The sequence below is a fragment of the Pseudomonas sp. B21-028 genome, from assembly GCF_024749045.1.
Lineage (GTDB): Bacteria > Pseudomonadota > Gammaproteobacteria > Pseudomonadales > Pseudomonadaceae > Aquipseudomonas.
Map to the genome: position 1 here is coordinate 1,742,866 of NZ_CP087184.1, position 19,928 is coordinate 1,762,793.

Here is a 19,928-nt window from a genome sequence, read left to right on the forward strand (position 1 = left end):
ACCTTTGCCGCCCTGCGGAGTGCACGTGACATGAGTAACGATCTTGATACCTTCATTGCAGCCTACAGCGACAGCTTTGGCTATGCGTATGACAACAACATCATTCTCAACTGGTATCCCCAACGCATCATGGCGCTCTGCACTCAGGCGCAAAGCCTGCTGGAGCTCGGGGTTGGCCATGGTTTCAGTACACATCGTTTCTCGCAGTTCTTCCGCGAACACACGGTCATCGATGGCTCCGCATCGGTGATCTCACAGTTCAAGACCCAGTATCCAGACAGTAAGGCCGAAATCGTCGAGAGCTACTTCGAGACATTCGACACCGACAAGCGCTTCGACCTCATCGTGATGGGGTTTGTCCTGGAGCATGTCGAAGATCCACAGCGGGTACTGCAAAGGTTCAAGCACTTTCTTGCTCCGGGCGGTCGTTGCTTCGTGCTGGTTCCCAATGGCGAGTCGCTGCATCGGCGGTTCGGTCATGCGGCTGGGTTGCTGGATAACATGATGGCGCTGGGCAGTGGCGATCTGGAACTGGGCCATGTGCGTAGTTATTCGCTACAGACCCTGACCGCCGAATTGGAAGCCGCCGGCCTTGAGGTGGTGCGCAAGGAAGGCGTTTTCCTCAAGCCCTTCACCACCGGGCAATTGAAACAACTGAACTTGAGTGCGGACATCGTCCAGGCCATGTGCACCGTGGGCATCGATTATCCGGAGCTCAGCTGTGCACTGATGCTTGAAGCGACACTTGCTCCGTCATGAAAAGCCTGGTGATCGGCAATACATCAGTCATTGGCAAGGCGGTCGTCCTTGCGTTGTCGCGCCTTGGCGAAGTCAAGTTGGCTGGGCGCCGCGAGGCCGATATTACCTTTGACTTGAGCAGTCATGAGCCTTGCGCTTGCTACGAGCACTTCGACATCGTCGTCCTCGCTGCTGCCGATTTCGGCGGTCGCCAGCCGGATGACCTGGTTCGCGCCGAGTTGGTCAACAGTGTCGGCACGTTGACGGCCTGCCGCCTGGCCGAACAATGCGGGGCGCGTCATTTCATTCTGCTGTCGTCGCGTTCGGCCTGCGACCGTCCGACGGATCCCTACTTCGGCATCTACTCGCTGTCCAAGCGCCATGCCGAAGAAGCGGCGAGCCTGTACTGCCAAGAGCGCGGCATGGCGTTGACGATCCTGCGTATCAGCCAGGTCTACGATGGCGGCGAGCAATGCAGGCCTCACCAACCGTTGCTATATGCCATCGCCGACAAGGCGCAGGCGGGGCAAACCGTCGAGCTGTATGGCAGTAACGACGCCAGGCGTAACTACCTGCACCTGAGCGACCTCGCCGAGGTCTGCGCGCGACTGGCGGAGAAAGGTGTAACTGGATTGTATAACTGCGGCCATCCCGAATCCCCCCGTCTTTCCGAGATTGCGCGGGCCGCATTCGAGGCGTTTGGCAAGCGGTCGGCTGTGCGCTTCCTGCCGGAGAAAAGCGACATCCCCGATCTACCTGACTTCGATTGTGCGCATGAGTTGTATGACCGAATTGGTTTCACCCCGCGAATAGACATTCGCCGGGGCTTCGAATTGATGCGAGCGCACCGGGAGAGCCTGTCATGAAGACTGTCATGGTGACTGGCGTAGGTGCCATCATGGGCTACGGCCTACTCAAGTCGCTGCGTGCTGCGGACCCCTCTGTTCGGCTCGTCGGCACCGATATCTACGACGATGCTGTCGGTCGCGGCTGGAGCGATGTATTCGTCCAGGCTCCCTTGACCGCTGACCCGAGGTACGGCCAGTGGCTGGGTGATACGTTGGCCGGGCACGAGGTCGATCTGCTGATTCCCGGGATCGAGCAGGATGTCCATTGGCTGTCGGACAACCGAGCGTTGCTGGCGACATTTAATTGTCAGGCCGTGCTCAACAATCGGCACTTGATCGGCCTTTCCAAGGACAAGTGGGCAATGGACCAGGCGCTGGTGGCGCTGGGGGACGCAAGCCGTATTCCCAGCCTGCTGTCGGGGGATTTTCATTCGCTCAAGGAGGCCTTGGGCCTGCCGTTCCTGCTCAAGCCACGCCGGAGTTACGCGTCCAAAGGGCTGGTCTGGGTTCGCGAGGAGAGTGATTTCACGCCACACGCCGCCCTGCTGGGCGACTACCTCATGGCCCAGCCGATCATTGGCAGTGCAGCCGATGAATTCACGGTAGCGGCGTTTGGCGACGGTCGAGGCGATACTGGTCCGATGATCGCCTTCCAGCGCAAATTGGCCTCGGACGGGTCTACGGCCAAGGCTTGGGTTTATCAGGATGACTCTCTGGACAAGACGGTCGCCAGGCTTTGCCGCGCTTTCAAGCCGGTGGGGCCGACCAACCTGCAATTTCGTCGTGGCAGCGATGGGGCCTGGTGCCTGCTCGAGATCAATCCGCGTATCTCCTCGACCAGTTCGATACGACGCGCATTTGGCTACAACGAGGCGGCTATGTGCCTGGATTATTACCTGGATGGCACGACACCGGCCCAGCCAGCCGTTCGCGGTGGTTTCGCTGTTCGTTATATAGAGGATTTCATTGTCTATGATCGGGATCATTTCTGACGTACATGGCAATTACAGCGCTCTGCGAACAGTGCTTGCCGAACTTGATGGGCTGGGTGTGTCGCGAATTATCTGCCTGGGTGACACGGCCGGTTATTACAGTCAGGTCAATGAGTGTTGCGAAGCTCTGCGCGAGCGAAACATTTTCTCCGTGATGGGCAATCATGACTGGTACCTGGCCAGGAATGAGCGCTGTCCTCGTTCCAATAGCGCCAATGCGTGCCTGGACTATCAACAGGGCGTCATCACTTCGCAGAATCTGGCCTGGCTGGGATCACTTCCGGAGCGCTCGATCCAGGATGGAGTGAGCATCGTCCATGGAGGCTGGAACGATCCGCTGGACGAGTACGTACGCCCCTCGCAAGCGTATTTCGCGCCGTTGCCTGGTCGGCATTTCGCATCAGGCCATACCCATGTCCAGTACTTGTGGAGTGACGAGGGCAAGATCTATTGCAATCCCGGTTCGGTCGGCCAGCCACGTGACGGTGATCCCCGGGCAGGTTTCGCGACCTGGGACGGTGAAGCGTTCAATCTGCACCGGGTTGAATACGATATCGCTGAGGCTCAACAGGCGATGAAGAGGGCCGGATTTACCCCGTACTTCTATGACAATCTTGATATCGGCAGCCAGATCGGTGGGCGGATCAGTGCGGTTTGAGATGCTGTGCTGCGCACCACCCATCAACATGCCCACCCAGGGAAGTTTGCAATGAGCAAAGAAACGATACTCTTCAACCGCCCGTACATGACCGGCAAGGAGCTGGATTACATTGCCCAGGCCAAGTTCGGCAACATGCTCGCCGGTGATGGTCCGTTCACCAAGCAGTGCCACCGCTGGCTGGAGTCCCACACGGGTTGCAACAAAGCATTGCTCACCCATTCCTGTACCGCTGCGCTGGAAATGGCGGCCTTGCTGCTGGACATTCAGCCCGGCGATGAAGTCATCCTGCCTTCCTATACCTTCGTTTCCACGGCCAACGCTTTTGTGTTGCGTGGCGCGGTGCCGGTTTTCGTCGACGTACGTCCTGACACCTTGAACCTGGACGAGCGCCTGATCGAGGCGGCGATCACGTCACGGACCAAGGCCATCGTGCCCGTCCATTACGCCGGCGTGGCCTGCGAGATGGACACTATCCTGGCCATTGCGCGTAAGCACGGGCTGGCGGTGGTCGAAGACGCCGCGCAGGGGGTGATGTCAACCTACAAGGGCCGAGCCTTGGGCAGCATCGGGGACCTTGGAGCATTCAGTTTTCACGAAACCAAGAACGTGATCTCGGGGGAAGGTGGGGCTTTGCTGGCCAATGATCCTGCCATGGCACTGCGAGCCGAGATCATCCGGGAGAAAGGTACCGACCGCAGTCGCTTCTTCAGGGGCGAGGTGGACAAATACACCTGGCAAGAGGTGGGCTCATCGTTTCTGCCCGGAGAAATGACTGCAGCCTTCCTTTGGGCTCAGTTGGAGGAGGCGCAAGCCATCACCCAACGCCGCCTGGCGATCTGGGAGCATTACCATGCTGCTCTGGCGGGACTTGAACGGCAGGGGCTGCTGCGTCGTCCTATCGTTCCCGACGATTGCCAGCACAATGCGCACATGTACTACGTGCTCTTGGCGCCAGGTGTGGAGCGCCAGACTGTTCTCGAGATGCTCAAGAACCAGGCAATCTATGCGGTTTTCCACTACGTACCGCTGCATTCATCCCCCGGTGGAGCGCGCTATGGGCGTGTGCATGGCTCTATGGCGATTACCGATGGTTACTCGGAGCGGCTATTGCGTTTGCCAATATGGCTCGGTCTGACCAGGGATCAACAAGACCGGGTGGTCGAGGTGCTCGGCGGAGCTTTGGCAACCCTTGCCACTTAGCGGCATAACACCGCCGGTTTTTCGACTTCGATCCATTCAGTGATGCCCTCCGAATCCCCAGGACCCTTTGTTTTCCGGGCCTGGGCTCGCCAGAGAAAAGTTGGTCTGCAAATTGCTTGAAGCTGTGCAACACAGCAGTGGGCGGCAAACGTCCGGCATGCAGAGGAACGACAGTGGACAAGTACCTATATGTGGCAATGACCGGCGCCAGCCAGAACGCACTGGCGCAGCGGGCCCATGCCAACAACCTGGCGAACATCTCCACCAATGGTTTTCAGAAAGACCTGGAGCAGGCACGTTCGATGCCGGTGTTCGGCGACAGCTTTCCGGCGCGGGCGTTTGCCATGTCCGAGCGGCCTGCCACCGATTTCACCCCGGGTGCGCTGGTTGAGACCGGTCGCGACCTCGACGTGGCGGTCAGCGGGCCGGGCTGGATGGCGGTGCAGAACCCTGACGGCGGTGAAAGCTACGTGCGCACCGGCAGCCTCAACGTCGACGCGCTGGGCGTACTGCGGGCCGGCAACGGCATGCCGGTAATGGGTAATGGCGGTCCTATCGCCGTGCCGCCGGAGCAGAAAATCGAAATCGGCCAAGACGGCACCATCAGCATCCGCGCCATGGGCGAAGGCCCGCGTGTGATGGCTGAAGTGGACCGCATCAAGCTGGTCAACCCGGACCTCAAGAACATGACCAAGGGCCTGGACGGTTCCATCCGTACCAAGGACGGCCAGCCGGCACCGATCGACGCCAATGTGCAACTGGTGTCAGGGTTCCAGGAAGCGAGCAACGTCAATGCTGTGGACGAGATGACTTCGGTGCTGGCCCTGGCCAAGCAATTCGAGCTTCACGTGAAAATGATGAACACCGCCAAAGAAGGCGACGAGGCCATGGCTCGGGTCTTGCAGATCTAACCATTAATTAAAGCGTCGCGCCGAAAATCAGGCGTACGAGGAGAATCGAATGCTTCCGGCTCTGTGGGTTGCCAAAACAGGTCTGTCCGCCCAGGACACCAACCTGACCACCATTTCCAACAACCTGGCGAACGTCTCGACCACGGGTTTCAAACGTGACCGTGCCGAATTCCAGGACCTGCTGTACCAAGTCAAGCGTCAACCAGGCGCCCAGTCGACCCAGGACAGCGAACTGCCGTCGGGCCTGCAAGTCGGTACCGGTGTGCGCATTGTCGGCACCCAGAAAAACTTCACCGCCGGCAGCCTGCAAACCACCGAGCAGCCGCTGGACATGGCCATCGACGGTCGCGGTTTCTTCCAGATCCTGCAGCCGGACGGCACCACGTCCTATACCCGTGACGGCACGTTCCACCTGGACTCCAATGGCCAGATCGTCAACGCCAGCGGTTTCGCCCTGGAACCGGCCATCATCATCCCGAACGATGCCCAGACCTTCACCGTGGGCCGTGACGGCACCGTGTCCATCACCGTGGCGGGCAACCCGGCCGCCCAGGTGATCGGCAACCTGCAGACCGCCGACTTCATCAACCCGGCCGGCCTGCAAGCGGTAGGCAACAACTTGTTCCTGGAAACCGCTGCCAGCGGCGCGCCGCAGATCGGCACCCCGGGTTTGAACGGTTTCGGCACCACGCTGCAAAACACCCTGGAAACCTCCAACGTGAGCACCGTTGAGGAGATGGTCAACATGATCACCACCCAGCGTGCCTACGAGATGAACTCCAAGGTGATCTCCACCGCCGACCAGATGCTTTCGTTCGTTACGCAGAATCTGTAATCACTTCTATAGGGCGGCTTCAAGGCCGCCTGCTACACCGAGAGGTAGGGTCATGAAACGCTTTGTATCTGTACTGGCACTGAGTGGGATCACCGCGCTTGCGGGGTGTGTCGCGCCAACGCCCAGGCCCAATGACCCGTACTACGCTCCGGTGTTGCCGCGCACGCCGTTGCCGGCAGCCGCCAACAATGGCTCGATCTACCAGGCCGGTTTCGAGCAGAACCTGTACAGCGATCGCAAGGCGTTCCGGGTCGGTGACATCATTACCATCACCCTGAACGAGCGGACCCAGGCGAGCAAGAACGCCAACTCCCAGGTGGACAAGACCAGCAACACCAGTGTCGGCCTCACCTCGCTGTTCGGCTCCAGCCTGACCACCAACAATCCCATTGGCAGCGGCGACCTGAGCCTCAACGCCGGTTACGGTTCCGACCGGGCCACCAAGGGTGACAGCAAGTCTGGCCAGAGCAACAGCCTGACCGGTTCCATTACCGTGACCGTCGCCGATGTATTGCCCAACGGCATCATTGTCGTGCGTGGCGAGAAGTGGCTGACGCTCAACACCGGTGACGAACTGGTGCGCATCGCCGGCATGGTTCGCGCCGACGACATCGCCACCGACAACACCGTTCCTTCCACCCGTGTGGCGGATGCGCGCATCACGTATTCGGGTACCGGTGCCTTTGCCGATGCGAGTCAGCCGGGCTGGTTCGACCGTTTCTTCCTCAGCCCGAAGTTCCCTTTCTAGGTGGCCCAGTTGAATCTTAAGCGGTTGAACCTCAAACAGCTGTTGATGGGTGCGTTGCTGATGTCGGCAGCCTTCACCGCTCATGCCGAGCGTCTGAAGGACATCGCCAGCATTTCCGGCGTGCGTTCCAACCAGTTGATCGGCTACGGCCTGGTCGTGGGCCTGAACGGCACCGGCGACCAGACCACCCAGACCCCGTTCACCCTGCAGACCTTCAACAACATGTTGTCGCAGTTCGGCATCAAGGTGCCGCCAGGTTCCGGCAACGTCCAGTTGAAGAACGTCGCGGCGGTGTCGATCAGTGCCGATCTGCCGGCGTTCGCCAAGCCCGGTCAACAGGTAGACATCACCGTGTCGTCCATCGGTAACTCCAAGAGCTTGCGCGGCGGCACCTTGCTGCTGACGCCGCTCAAGGGTATCGACGGCAACGTCTACGCGGTCGCCCAGGGCAACCTGGTGGTCGGTGGTTTCGACGCCGAGGGACGTGACGGTTCGAAGATCACCGTCAACGTTCCGTCGGCCGGTCGCATCCCTGGCGGTGCGTCGGTGGAACGTGCGGTGCCGAGCGGTTTCAACCAGGGCAACAGCCTGACGCTGAACCTCAACCGTTTCGACTTCACCACCGCCAAGCGCATCGTCGACAAGATCAATGACATGCTCGGCCCAGGCGTGGCCCAGGCCATCGACGGTGGCTCGATCCGCGTCACCGCGCCGCTTGATCCGAGCCAGCGGGTCGACTATTTGTCGATCCTGGAAAACCTTGAGGTCGATCCGGGCCAGGCCGTGGCGAAGGTCATCATCAACTCACGCACCGGCACCATCGTGATTGGCCAGAACGTCAAGGTTTCTCCGGCCGCCGTGACCCATGGCAGCCTGACCGTGACCATCACCGAAGATCCGATCGTCAGCCAGCCTGGCCCGCTGTCCAACGGCCAGACTGCTGTTGTGCCCCGGTCGCGGGTCAATGCCGAACAGGAAGCCAAGCCGATGTTCAAGTTCGGCCCGGGCACTACCCTGGATGAAATCGTCCGGGCGGTGAACCAGGTCGGCGCGGCACCAGGCGACCTGATGGCGATTCTCGAAGCCTTGAAGCAGGCCGGCGCATTGCAAGCCGACCTGATTGTGATTTGAGGAACGGGCCATGGATATGCGCAAGGGCGCTTTGATCAGTGGGGATTCGGGCTCCTACTCGGACCTGAACCGCCTGAACCAGCTCAAGGTTGGCGACAAGAACAGCGATGGCAACCTGCGCAAAGTGGCCCAGGAATTCGAGTCGCTGTTCCTCGGCGAAATGCTCAAGTCCATGCGCTCTGCCACCGAGGCATTGGGCAAGGACAACCCCATGAATACGCCTGAAGCCAAGCAGTATCAGGAAATGTACGACCAGCAGTTGGCCGTTTCCATGTCTCGCGAGGGTGGCGGCATCGGCCTGGCCGATGTCCTGCTGCGCCAGATGTCGAAGAACAAGCCGCTGGCGTCGGGCGAAGCGGCCGCTGCGTCGGCAGCCAAACAGCAAGAGGCGCTGGACAAGGTCAAGGCGGTGCCCACCCCGGTGGCCGCCGGAACATTGCCCACCAACGGGCCTTTGTCGCGCCAGAGCGGCCAGCGTCCGCTCTGGGCCTCGCGGGCCGTCAACGCACCGCAAGGGGCGGGCGAGGGCAGTCATCGCAACGACATGGAGCTGCTCAACCAGCGTCGCCTGGCCCTGCCGCCGAAACTGGCGGACCGCCTGCTGGCCGGGCTGGTGCCGTCGGCATCGACCGACGCCAGTACCGATGCGCCGGCCCAGCACATCCGCTCGGATCGCGCCGTCAGCGCTGCCAGGTCCGCCTCCGGCGAAATGGCCAATGGCGACTGGCTGGCCGCGCTCAAGGCCTCCGGGTCGAGCGGTGACATGCAGGTCTATGGTCGCGCCGTGGCACAGCCACCGCTGGCGCCGGCCCGCAAAGCCTTCCGCGATGCCGACGAATTCGTCAACGCCATGTTGCCCATGGCCAAGGAAGCGGCGGCCCGCATCGGCATCGATCCACGTTACCTGGTGGCCCAGGCTGCCCTGGAAACCGGTTGGGGCAAATCGGTCATGCGTCAACCCGACGGCAGCAGCAGTCACAACCTGTTCGGCATCAAGGCCAGCCAGAACTGGAAGGGCGATTCGGCGCGGGCAATCACCAGTGAGTTCCGCAATGGCGAGATGGTCAAGGAGACGGCCGAGTTCCGTTCCTACGCCTCGTACCGCGACAGCTTCCATGACCTGGTCAATCTGCTGCAAAGCAACAGTCGCTATCAAGCTGTGCTGAAGTCGGCCGATAACCCGGAACAGTTTGTACGCGAGTTGCAAAAGGCCGGCTACGCCACCGATCCGCACTACGCCAGCAAGATTTCGCATATAGCCCGGCAGATGACCAGTTCCCAGAACTACGCATCCGCAGGCGCCACCACGACTTTATAAGGTCTGAACCATGAGTTTGCTCAATATAGGGATGTCGGGTCTGTCAGCCAGCCAGACCGCGTTGGTGACCACGGGTAACAACATTGCCAACGTCGATACCGCCGGATATTCGCGTCAGCAGACCGTGCAGACCACCAAGGCCTCCAATCAATACGGCAACGTGTTCATTGGTTCCGGTACGACCCTGGCCGACGTGCGTCGGGTCTACAACTCCTACCTTGAAGCACAGCTGAAAACCACCACCTCGCTCAACAGCGATGCGGCGGCTTACCAGGGCCAGATCACGCCTCTGGACTCCTTGCTCTCGGACAGCGGCACCGGCCTCAACGGCGCGCTGACCAAATTCTTCGCGTCGGTGCAGAACGTCAATGCCAAGCCGGGTGACGATGCGTCCCGTCAGTTGCTGCTCAGCGATGCCCAGGCCTTGAGCAACCGGTTCAACTCGATTTCCAGCCAGTTGACCGAGCAGAGCCAGAACATCAACGGCAACTTGTCGAACATGGTCAACCAGGTCAACGACCTCGCTGTCACCATTGCCCAACTGAACAAGAAAATCGCCGAAGTCTCCAACTCCGGCGGCGCGCCTAATGATCTGCTGGATTCCCGTGGCGAAGCCATTCGCCAACTGTCGACGTTCACCGGCACCCAAGTCGTGGAAAACGGCAGCAGCCTGGACATCTACCTGGGTTCCGGCCAGCCGCTGGTGATGGGCACCATCGTCAATACCCTGGAAGCCGTGCCGGACAAGAACGATCCGGGGCGCATGGGTATCCAGCTCAACAGCGGCTCCAGCTCCATGGACCTCACCTCGGTGCTCACTGGCGGCGAGATCGGTGGCCTGATGCGCTATCGCAGCACGGTTCTCGACCCGGCGATGAACGAACTGGGTCGCGTCGCCCTGGTGGTCGCTGACCAGATGAACACCGTGCAGGCGTCGGGCATCGACATGAACGGTGCCTTTGGTTCAAACCTGTTCAATGACATCAACAGCGCCGCGCAGGTCAGTCAGCGCAGCGTTGCCGCGCTGAACAACAGTGCAGGCTCCGGCAATTTCAATGTGGCCATCACCGACGCCGGCAAACTGACCATCAACGACTACAAGGTGACCTTCACCAGCGGTACCAACTACACCGTCCAGCGCTTGCCTGACGGATCGTCGATGGGTGCGTTCAGCACCGCGACCACGCCACCACCGGTGATCGACGGCTTCTCGATGACCTTCGCCAACGGCACCGCGGCGGCCGGCGACTCGTTCAAGCTCACCCCGACACGCAACGCGGCGGGCAACATCAAGACCGAGATGACCGACTCCAAGCGGCTGGCGATTGCCGCACCGCTGGGTGCAGCCATCGCAGCGGGCGGCAGCGGCACGCTGACCATTCCGGCCAGTGGGCAGCCGACCCTGACGACCAAGCTGGATATCTATGACGCGGCCACTACCAGCGTCATCCAGAACGGCATCAAGACCTCCATGCCGGTCAAGGTACTGTTCGGTGCGATCTCCGCCGGCGGCGCCAGCCAGGCTTACCAACTGCTCGATGCCCAGGGCAATGAGCTCAGCAACGGTACGATCACGCCCGGCCAAAGTAATACCCTGAACCTGAGCGTTCCGCTGAAGGACGCCAGCGGCAACCCGATCATGGATTCGTCGGTGCCGCCGGTGCAGCGCACCGTCAGCTTCGCCATGTCCATCGCCGGAGCACCGTCCAACGGTGCCGCGATCAACGTCAGCGTCAGCCAAGCGGGCAGCCTGGACAACCGTAACGGCACCATCCTGGCCGGTTTGCAGACCGCCAAGACCGTCGACACCGGTTCCTCCAGCGGCGGTATTTCCCTGAGTGATGCCTACGGCAAGCTGGTGGAGGGCGTGGGTTCCAAGGCTGCCCAGGGCAAGCTCGACAGCGCCGCCACCGGTGCGATCCTGAACAACGCCAAGAACGCCCGCGACTCGCTGTCAGGCGTGGACCTGGACGAAGAAACTGGCAACCTGGTCAAGTTCCAGCAGTACTACACCGCGTCTTCGCAGATCATCAAGGCGGCGCAGCAAATCTTCAGCACATTGATCAACAGTCTTTAAGGAGCCGTAGCCCATGCGCATTTCTACTTCTCAGTTTTACGAAAGCACGGCTGCGAACTACCAGAAAAACTTCGCCAAAGTGGTCAAGACCAGCGAAGAAGCCAGCAGCCTGGTGCGTGTGAACACCGCCGCTGATGATCCGGTGGGCGCTTCGCGCCTGCTGCAGTTGGGAAACCAGGCTTCGATGCTTTCCCAATACGAAACTAACGTCACCACCATCAAGGCGACCCTTGGGACGACTGAAGCGGTCATGACCAGTATTGGTAATGTGCTGCAGCGCGCCAAGGAATTGGCCGTGAGTGCCGGTAACGCCGCTTACACCGACTCGGACCGCAAAGCGGTTGCCTCGGAATTGGGTTCGATCGAAGATCAGTTGCTGAGCCTGATGAACACCAAGGATGAAAACGGCAAATACATCTTTGCCGGTTCCAAGGGCGATGTCGTACCGTTCACCCGTAACGACGACGGCAGCTACAGCTATAACGGTGACCAGGTCACCCTTGACCTGCCGATCGGCGACACCATGTCCATGGCCACCAACAGCACCGGCTGGGATGCGTTCCAGCAAGCCATCAACACCAGCCGCAGCCAGGTCACCATGACCGCGCCGGCGGTGGATGACGGTCGCGTCGTGCTGACCAACGGCCAAGTGTCCTCCAGTGTGACCTACAATAGCCAGTTCCGCAGTGGCGAGCCGTACACCGTGGAGTTTGCCAGCGGCACCCAGTTGAAAATCACCGATTCGAGCGGCAATGATGTGACTGCCGAAGCCAGCAAGGGCGGGGTCATCGAGCCGAACAACCAGATCGGGCAGACTGTGAGCTTTCGTGGCGTCGACTTGACCTTGAACGTCAACCTCCATGCGGGCGATGTGGCTGGCACGATTTTGCCTGGTCATACTTTCACTCTGGCTGCCAAGCCCGACTCGTTCGCTCCGGCCCGTAGCCCGGGCAATTCCACCGCAACCCAGATCACCGGTAGCGCAATCACCGATCCGGTGGCCTACCACTCCAGCTTCCCGACGGGGGCGGCGGTGCTGAAGTTCACCAGCGCCACGGATTTCGATCTATACGCCGCGCCACTGACTGCTGACAGCAAACCGGTGTCCAGCGGCACGCTGGCGGGCAACGTTGCCACTGCATCCGGTGTGAGTTTTACCCTCAATGGTGCCCCGGCCGCCAACGATCAGTTCAGCATCGCGGTCAATACCCATGAGACGCAGAACATCCTGGACACCGTGAGCCAGTTGCGGACGGCTTTGAACACGCCAGCCGATGGTGACAACATCGCTATCCAGAAACTGAATGCGGCATTGGCTTCGGGTATTGGTAACCTGGCCAGCGGCACCGACCAGTTGACCAGTGCACTGAGCTCGGTCGGCGGCCGCGGACAGGCGCTCGATACCCAGAGCGATACCAATCAGAGCTTTGTCTTGGCGAACTCGCAAACCCAGTCTGCAATCCGTGATTCCGATCCGGCCGAAGTGATGACGCGCCTGACCTTGCAGCAGACTATGCTGCAGGCGTCGCAGTTGGCGTTCAGCAAGATCGCTCAATTGGGCTTGTTCAACAAAATGTGATTCGGGCAGGGACCGTGACGATATGTGCGGTCCCTGACCCGTTCCTCTATACGATTCAGGACGTCCTGCTCTCGCCTGAGTTGGCGCCCAACGGTTGAGAGCCATGCGTGTGAAATCAGCTCCTCTTGTCAGCATTGCCATCCCCGCGTTCAACCCACGCTTTTTCCGCCTCGCCTTGCAAAGCGCGCTCGAGCAGACCTACGAGAACCTTGAAGTTGTCATCTGCGACGATTGCCGCACCGATGAAATCGAGCAGATTGTTCAGCAAGTTGGCGTGAGCTCCCGTGTTGCGGTGCGCTACCTGCACAACCCGACTCGGCTGGGATTCCAGCAGAATCTGTTGCGCTGCCTTGAAGAGTCCCGGGGCGAATTCATCAAGTTCCTGTGCGACGACGACCAGTTGCTGGCGTTCTGCGTCAAACAGCAGGCGGCCATCCTGCAAGAGCATGCGCAAGTATCACTGGTGATCAACAAGCATCATTTAATCGATGCAGACAATTTTGCCTTGCCGGTACGCGTTGAAAACACGGGCATCACGCTGTTCGATGCAATGTTCAACGGCAACGACATGCTGGCGTATTTTGAAAAAACCACCCGCAATATTCTCGGCGGTCTTAGTGGCGCATTAATGCGTCGCGCAGATGTCGAAGCCTTGCTGCCAGCCTTGGCCAGGCCCGGTGAAGGTTTCGAGGCTGTCCTCGATTTTGCCTTGTTCATCTGCCTGCTGCGCCGGGGTAATCTGGTTCAGCTTTACGCCGAGGGAAGCGGCCAGCGGTTGCATCCGGAGCGCCTGGCGCGTCAGGCCAAGATGCTTGACGCGGCAACGGTAGAGCTGACGTGGCTCAAGGAAATGCTGGCCCAGCGCAGTAGCGAGCCGGCGCCAGCCAGTGGCTGGGTGCGTTACCTGGCGCTGGAGCGCAGCAAGGACTCGGAGACGTCCGAGTGGGAAGAAATCAACGTTTACTCGATTATTGCGACTCGCCAGGGTGTCATCGGCTCACAAGTTGGTACTGACATCGAAAGTTACACAGACCTCTATGCGCAATGGTTGGCGTGTCGACGTTTCAGCCCAATGCGCAAGCAAGTCTTGTCCCGGCAGATTGCTCGCTGGGCCTATCGACCGATGATCGTACCGGTCATCATCGATGAGCAGGACGATCCTTATGCGTTGGGTATTACCCTGCAGAGCATCGCTGCCCAAACCTATGCCTGCGAATCGGTGCTGTTGCTGTCCAATGGGCGCCAGGCCGTGGACAACCATGTCATGCGCCTTGGCCTGCAAGCGGACTGGGCGCAGCAGCTCAATGGGCTGTTGCCTCAACTGGACGGGGCCGACTGGTTCTATCTGCTGCGTGCCGGCGATCGCTTGACGGAATCAGCGCTGCTGATAATGGCCGACCGGATTGTCAGCTCGCCGGCTTCTGCCTGTATCTACAGCGATGAAGGTGCGTTGGTGGATGACAAGTCGGTGGGGCCGATCTTCAAGCCCGACTTCAATCTCGATCTGATGCGCGGTTATCCCTACGTAGGCCGGACATTGGCCTTCCAGCGTGCCCGATTCCTGGCCTCGGGCGGATTCGATTCGAGCCTGGGCGAGTTGGCGCCTCATGACTTGATCTGGCGATTGGTGGAGACGGATGGGCCGCAGGTCATCAGTCACATCCCGGAAGTCCAGGTTGAATCGACGCTCTCGTTTGCCCAATGGCTGTCGTTGCCCGAAGTCATCGAGCAAAACGCCCGGCTGATCAGCACTCATCTACAGCGTATCGGCGTGCCGCACCGGCTTCATCCGGGGCCGCTCCTGGCGCTGGTCCCGCGTATCGAATACCTGTTCGATGAGCGCCCTCTGGTGTCGATCGTCATCAGCGTCAAGGATGACCTGGGCGCGCTGGAGCGTTGCGTAAACAGCCTGATCAGCACGACCACGTATGCGCATTACGAAATCATCATTGTGGATAACGCCAGTGAAACCCCCGAGCTGCAGCATTGGCTGCGGGCCATGGCCGAGCTGGGCAGTGACAAGCTGCGGATATTCCTGCACCCGGGAAGCGGCAGCGAAGCCGTGATCCGCAATTTCGCCGTACAGCATGCCCGCGGTGAGTACCTGTTGTTGCTCAACGCCAATTGCATCGTGCTGGAAGCTGCCTGGCTGGATGAGCTGCTCAATCATGCGCTGCGTCCCGAGGTGGGGATCGTGGGGCCTCGCACACTCAACCAGCAAGGTCGGGTCATTGACTCCGGCATGATCATGGGACTGGGTGGGTTGGCGGGCAGGGCTTTCGTCAACGAGTCGGTAACGTCTGGCGGCTATATGCAGCGCTTGCAGACGGTGCAGAACTGGAGCGCTGTCGGCGATCACTGCCTGTTGGTGCGCAAGCAGGTTCTGGAGGAAGTCGGCGGCTTCGATGAGTCGATCACTACGCAGCGGATCAACTCTTTGGAGTTATGCCAGCAGATCGGAAAAAACGGTTACCTGATCGTCACCACCCCTTACAGTGACGTCGTGCTGGCGGCCGGTGTGGAAGCCAGTCGTGATGCTGAGTGGAAGCAGCGGCTGGAGCACGAGCAAGAGGCGTTCTACCGGCGCTGGCTGCCCAGGATCGCCAATGATCCTGCCTACAACCGTAACCTGACCTTGACCGGGAAAAGTTTCAGTCTTGAGCCTGGACCACGCACCGGCTGGAATCCGTTGGTCACACGCAACGTTCCTTCGATCCTGGGGCTCGCGGTCAATACCTCGGCGGTGGGGCATTACCGCGTCAGCCAACCGTTATTCGAACTGGAAGCGGCTGGGCGAGTCGTGGGGCGTGTGGCCTACGATACGCCTTCGATCATCGACATCGAGCGTCAGTCACCGGATGTGATCATCCTGCAAGGTCGCTATAACGTGGGTAAGTTCAAGGACATTACTCAGGTCAAGACTTACTCCAACGCCATGCGCATCTACGAATTGGATGACTACATCGCCAAGGTCCCGGAAAAAAACGAACACCGCCGCAACATGCCGGACAACCTGGAGGACATGCTACGCAGGGGGATCGGCCTGTGTGACCGGGTCGTGGTGTCAACCCATCCGCTGGCGGACGTCTTGTCCAGCATGCACCACGACATCCGCGTCGTGCCGAACATGCTGGCTGCTGGCCTGTGGAGCCGGCTCAGAAGCCAGCGTGCAACCTCCAGCAAGCCGCGTGTCGGTTGGGGAGGGGGCACCAGCCACCGCGGCGACCTGGAGCTCATCGCCGATGTCGTCCGGGAATTGGCTGATGAAGTCGAATGGGTTTTCTTTGGCATGTGTCCCGATTTACTCAAGCCCTATGTCCATGAGTTTCATCAGGGCGTGAACCTGGCGGATTATCCGAAGAAGCTTGCCAGCCTGAATCTCGACCTGGCCTTGGCACCGTTGGAATTCCATATTTTCAACGACTGTAAAAGCAATCTTCGCCTGTTGGAATACGGTGCGTGCGGCTATCCGGTCATTTGTTCGGATACCGAGGCATACCGGGGGCACCTGCCTTGTACACGGGTCCTCACCAACAGCACGGAAGAGTGGCTGGAGGCAATCCGTATGCACCTGGCAGATCCGATTGCCAGCTACCGGATGGGTGACGAATTACGTGAAGTGGTGCTGCGCGACTTTATCTTGCGCGGCGATAACCTGCAGTATTGGGCCAATGGTTGGCTACCGGATTGATGGGTTTCAATCGCGAGACCCCGGTCATCGCGGGTGCGGCCACCTCGCTCGTTAAGGAATGAATATGCAAAGCAATGTCCCAGCAGGATCGACTGCGCCGTTCAATGAACGGGTTACCCTGGTGCTGCTCGCTCACGACCAGTCGACTGCCTTGCGGCGGGCGTTGCGTCACTACCGCGACAGTTCGCTCGCCATATTGGTGATCGACTCATCGAGCCTGATCGACGCTGATATCACGGCAGCGTGCCCCGGTGTGCAATACCTGCACACACCCACGGCCATTGGTTTCGGCGACAAGGTTCGCCAGGCCGTTGAGCGAGTCGCCACGCCTTACCTGGCGATTGCCGATGCCGAGAGCTTCCTGCTGCCCGAAGCGCTCGAGCAGGCATTGAGTTTCCTGGAGGCGCATGCGCAATACAGTGCCTGTCAAGGCTATAGCCTGGCATTCGAGGCGCATGCCGATCGTGTTGACTATTACTTGCTTGATCGCAAAGGCTGTGAAGATTACTCCAACGCATCGGTCGACGCCCGGCTGGCCGTGTTTGCCGAGGATTGCCCGTCCCTGGCGAATGCCCTCACACGAACTGAAACCCTACGGCGCAGTTACGCTTTGTTGCCCGCCGGTTTTGATTCCCGGTTGCAGGAGGCTGGCCATTCTCTTGGGCTGGTGGTGGACGCAAAGGTCCGTTTGCTGGACATTCCTTACGCTGTACACGAGCGCAGTCGCGTGGCGAAGCCACGGAACCCGGTTGGTATGGCGCTTGGTACCGAGGACTTGCGAGCAGCCGCCGAACAGGAACGCATGGGCACGATGTTGGCCGACGTCTTGGGTACGGATGCTTCGGCGCGGGAACATGTTCGAGCCATGCTCAAGAAGCTGGTCGAGCGTGCGGTGCCGCAGTCCGAGAAACTGTTCGAGTCGACCTGGGACTCCCGGCGTGGCGAACCGGTTCGGCGTTTTGAGCCGACGCAATACGTTGAGTTGCCCTTTTATAACCAGGTTTTTTTCGACGTGCTCACTTCGCTGGAGTTCCTGCTTCATGCGGCGCCAAGCGGGACGGTGCAGTTGAAGGAGCTGGAAGCCGTCATGCTCAAGCAGAAGGAACTGTCTCGCCCCCAGCGCAACACCAGCGCCGAGCCGCTTGATGAACAGCTGGCGAGGGCTTTCTTGAGTTATGCCTTCAACCAGGATCTGGTGGAGCAGCTGTTCGAGGTCATGCAGGCCAAGGGTGACAAGCGCTACGTGCAAATGCTCCAGGCCTGGGAACCACGGCTCAAGGCGGCGGCGTTTGAAAACACCGCGAGGTTGTTCGACGCCACGCACTCCGGCCAATTGCTGCGCTGGCTCGAGGCGCGTGAACCAAGCGCCAGTGAAGCCCAGAAAGTGTCCAAATATCTGGCCGCTCGCAAAGGAGGTCCGACGTTCGGCATCTTGATCCTGGATCTGGACGCCGACATCTTCAAGATGCAGGCAACTTTCGACAGCGTGATAAATGGCTATTGCCGGGCGTTCAAGATTGTCGTGTTTACTACCGGGGACCTGCCGGCCGAGACGACGCCAAAGCAAGTCCTGCATTTTGTCAAAGTCAACGAAAGTAACTACGTCGACAAAATCAATCAGGTTATCAGCCAGAGCGATTGTGATTGGATGGTCATGGCCGAGGCCGGCGATGAATTGACGCCGGGCGGTCTGTTTCGAGCGGGTGTGGAATTGCTGGCCGCGCCACAATGCCAGGCCGTGGCAATGGATGAGTTTCAGCGCCAGCCCGACGGGACGCTGGCCGATGTCTTCCGGCCAGGGTTCAACCTTGACTTGCTGCAAAGTTCACCGGCCTTGATGGCCCGGCATTGGCTGGTACGACGCGAGACGTTGGTCAGACTCGGCGGTTATTCGCGTGAGTTCAAGAATGCGATGGAGTTCGATCTGCTGTTGCGCCTGATCGAGCAGGATGGCCTGGAGGGGCTTGCCCACCTGGATGAGCCTCTATTGATTTGCCAGGCGCCGGCGGTGGAAGACAACGCCGACGAGCGCAGGACCCTGCTGCGTCATCTGGCGGCTCGTGGCTATCAGGCCGATGTGAGTGCGGTCGTGCCGGGTACGCATAAAATCGACTACCGCTTTGCCGAACGGCCCATGGTGTCGATCATCGTCCATGGCGCTTGCGATCTGACGCCCCTTCAACGCTGCCTGCTCAGCGTACTGCAGCGCACGCGATATCAGCGCTACGAGGTGTTGCTCTGCGCCGCTGCGGCAGACAACGCTGTGCTGCGTACCTGGCTCCAGGGGCAGGGACACCAGGCAAGTCGTATTCGCTTGTTGGATATTGAACCAGGCATGGCGACGGGCTCATTGATCAACGCGGCCAGCCAGGAGGCCAAGGGCGACTATCTGGTGACGCTGGCGGCTGACAGCGAGATAGTGAACGTCAACTGGATCGAATCACTGCTCAATCAGGCCTTGCGTCCGGAAGTCGGCGTGGTCGGTGCCAAGCTGATCGAGCGCGATGGACGTGTCACCCAGGCGAGCCTGATCCTGGGCTTGAACGGCGAAGTCGGCTCGGCATTCGTTGGCGAATCGAAGAGTGCCAGAGGCTACATGAACAGACTCGTCGTCGAGCAGAATTGCTCGGCGGTGTCCTTTGCCTGCCTGATGATTTCCAAGCAGTTATTCGAAGCGGCTGACGGCGTAGACAGCGGTTTGTTCGACGAGGCCCTGGGAGATGTGGATCTTTGTCTCAGAGTCGGCCAGGCCGGTTACTTGACGGTATGGACTCCGCATGTGCAGGTCATTCAGTCCGGCGTCCTGGCGAGTACGCCACAGGCACGTGCGGCACTGCGTGAAAAGTGGTCCGGGACGTTGGCCCAGGATCGGTTCTACAACGGGAACCTGGCGTTGGAAGGCGTAGGTTTCACCCTGGGACCGGTGCGCAACGTACCCTGGACCGAATTGCTGGACGGACCTGCTGCGTAGCTCAAGCCGTACGAGGCTTTCCCTCAACGCCGGCAGTTGAAACCTGCCGGCGTCTTTTCTTCTGATCACGCCGCCATCCCCAGGATTCTTATCCGGTGTCCGACACGGACTCTGGAAGTGACACGGCTTCGTTTGTCATGAAAAAATGCCCCTTCAGGACAAAACGGCGTGACGCATAGGTCATAAAGTGCATCTCCACTGTATTGTGTTCCATGGAGTGGAGGTTCG

The 19,928-nt window shown here is 59.9% G+C and carries 14 protein-coding genes; all 14 read left to right on the top strand.

The features are described 5' to 3' along the window. Positions 1-30: 30 nt before the first annotated feature. The 14 genes from LOY35_RS07940 to LOY35_RS08005 all read left to right on the top strand — a co-directional run bounded on the left by LOY35_RS07940 (position 31) and on the right by LOY35_RS08005 (position 19,700). Positions 31-759, top strand: a complete 729-nt coding sequence (locus LOY35_RS07940; protein WP_258631853.1) for a bifunctional 2-polyprenyl-6-hydroxyphenol methylase/3-demethylubiquinol 3-O-methyltransferase UbiG — start codon at positions 31-33, stop codon at positions 757-759. After that, complete coding sequence (locus LOY35_RS07945) at positions 756-1,604, top strand: NAD(P)-dependent oxidoreductase (protein ID WP_258631854.1); 849 nt, start codon at positions 756-758, stop codon at positions 1,602-1,604. Before LOY35_RS07940 ends, LOY35_RS07945 begins: the two co-directional genes overlap by 4 nt. Then, on the top strand, positions 1,601-2,578 hold the full coding sequence (locus LOY35_RS07950) for an ATP-grasp domain-containing protein (protein ID WP_258631855.1): 978 nt from the start codon (positions 1,601-1,603) through the stop codon (positions 2,576-2,578). The genes LOY35_RS07945 and LOY35_RS07950 overlap by 4 nt, the downstream gene beginning before the upstream one ends. Then, a complete protein-coding gene (locus LOY35_RS07955) occupies positions 2,559-3,236 on the top strand; it encodes a metallophosphoesterase (protein WP_258631856.1) in 678 nt (225 codons plus the stop codon). Before LOY35_RS07950 ends, LOY35_RS07955 begins: the two co-directional genes overlap by 20 nt. 51 nt (positions 3,237-3,287) lie before the next feature. Beyond that, on the top strand, positions 3,288-4,439 hold the full coding sequence (gene rffA, locus LOY35_RS07960; RefSeq protein ID WP_258631857.1) for a dTDP-4-amino-4,6-dideoxygalactose transaminase: 1,152 nt from the start codon (positions 3,288-3,290) through the stop codon (positions 4,437-4,439). A gap of 173 nt (positions 4,440-4,612) precedes the next feature. Then, the gene (locus tag LOY35_RS07965; protein WP_003199043.1) at positions 4,613-5,350 is read left to right on the top strand and encodes a flagellar basal body rod protein FlgF; all 738 of its coding nucleotides are present in this window, start codon (positions 4,613-4,615) and stop codon (positions 5,348-5,350) included. A 49-nt stretch (positions 5,351-5,399) separates the two neighbouring features. Beyond that, a complete protein-coding gene (flgG, locus tag LOY35_RS07970) occupies positions 5,400-6,185 on the top strand; it encodes a flagellar basal-body rod protein FlgG (RefSeq protein WP_024778628.1) in 786 nt (261 codons plus the stop codon). Between the two features lie 52 nt (positions 6,186-6,237). Beyond that, the gene (flgH, locus tag LOY35_RS07975) at positions 6,238-6,933 is read left to right on the top strand and encodes a flagellar basal body L-ring protein FlgH (protein ID WP_258631858.1); all 696 of its coding nucleotides are present in this window, start codon (positions 6,238-6,240) and stop codon (positions 6,931-6,933) included. Positions 6,934-6,978: 45 nt separating this feature from the next. Continuing rightward, positions 6,979-8,064: a flagellar basal body P-ring protein FlgI gene (locus LOY35_RS07980; RefSeq protein ID WP_258633500.1), complete on the top strand. Its 1,086-nt coding sequence runs from the start codon at positions 6,979-6,981 to the stop codon at positions 8,062-8,064. 10 nt (positions 8,065-8,074) lie between these two features. After that, positions 8,075-9,382, top strand: coding sequence for a flagellar assembly peptidoglycan hydrolase FlgJ (gene flgJ, locus LOY35_RS07985; RefSeq protein WP_258631859.1), 1,308 nt, complete (start codon positions 8,075-8,077; stop codon positions 9,380-9,382). 10 nt (positions 9,383-9,392) lie between these two features. Next, positions 9,393-11,459, top strand: a complete 2,067-nt coding sequence (gene flgK / locus LOY35_RS07990; protein WP_258631860.1) for a flagellar hook-associated protein FlgK — start codon at positions 9,393-9,395, stop codon at positions 11,457-11,459. A gap of 13 nt (positions 11,460-11,472) precedes the next feature. Further along, positions 11,473-13,038, top strand: a complete 1,566-nt coding sequence (locus tag LOY35_RS07995; RefSeq protein WP_258631861.1) for a flagellar hook-associated protein 3 — start codon at positions 11,473-11,475, stop codon at positions 13,036-13,038. Positions 13,039-13,147: 109 nt separating this feature from the next. Further along, positions 13,148-16,729 carry a glycosyltransferase gene (locus LOY35_RS08000; protein ID WP_258633502.1) on the top strand — a complete coding sequence of 1,194 codons (3,582 nt, stop codon included), beginning with the start codon at positions 13,148-13,150 and terminating at the stop codon, positions 16,727-16,729. Between the two features lie 64 nt (positions 16,730-16,793). After that, on the top strand, positions 16,794-19,700 hold the full coding sequence (locus LOY35_RS08005) for a TIGR00180 family glycosyltransferase (RefSeq protein WP_258631862.1): 2,907 nt from the start codon (positions 16,794-16,796) through the stop codon (positions 19,698-19,700). Positions 19,701-19,928 lie beyond the last annotated feature (228 nt).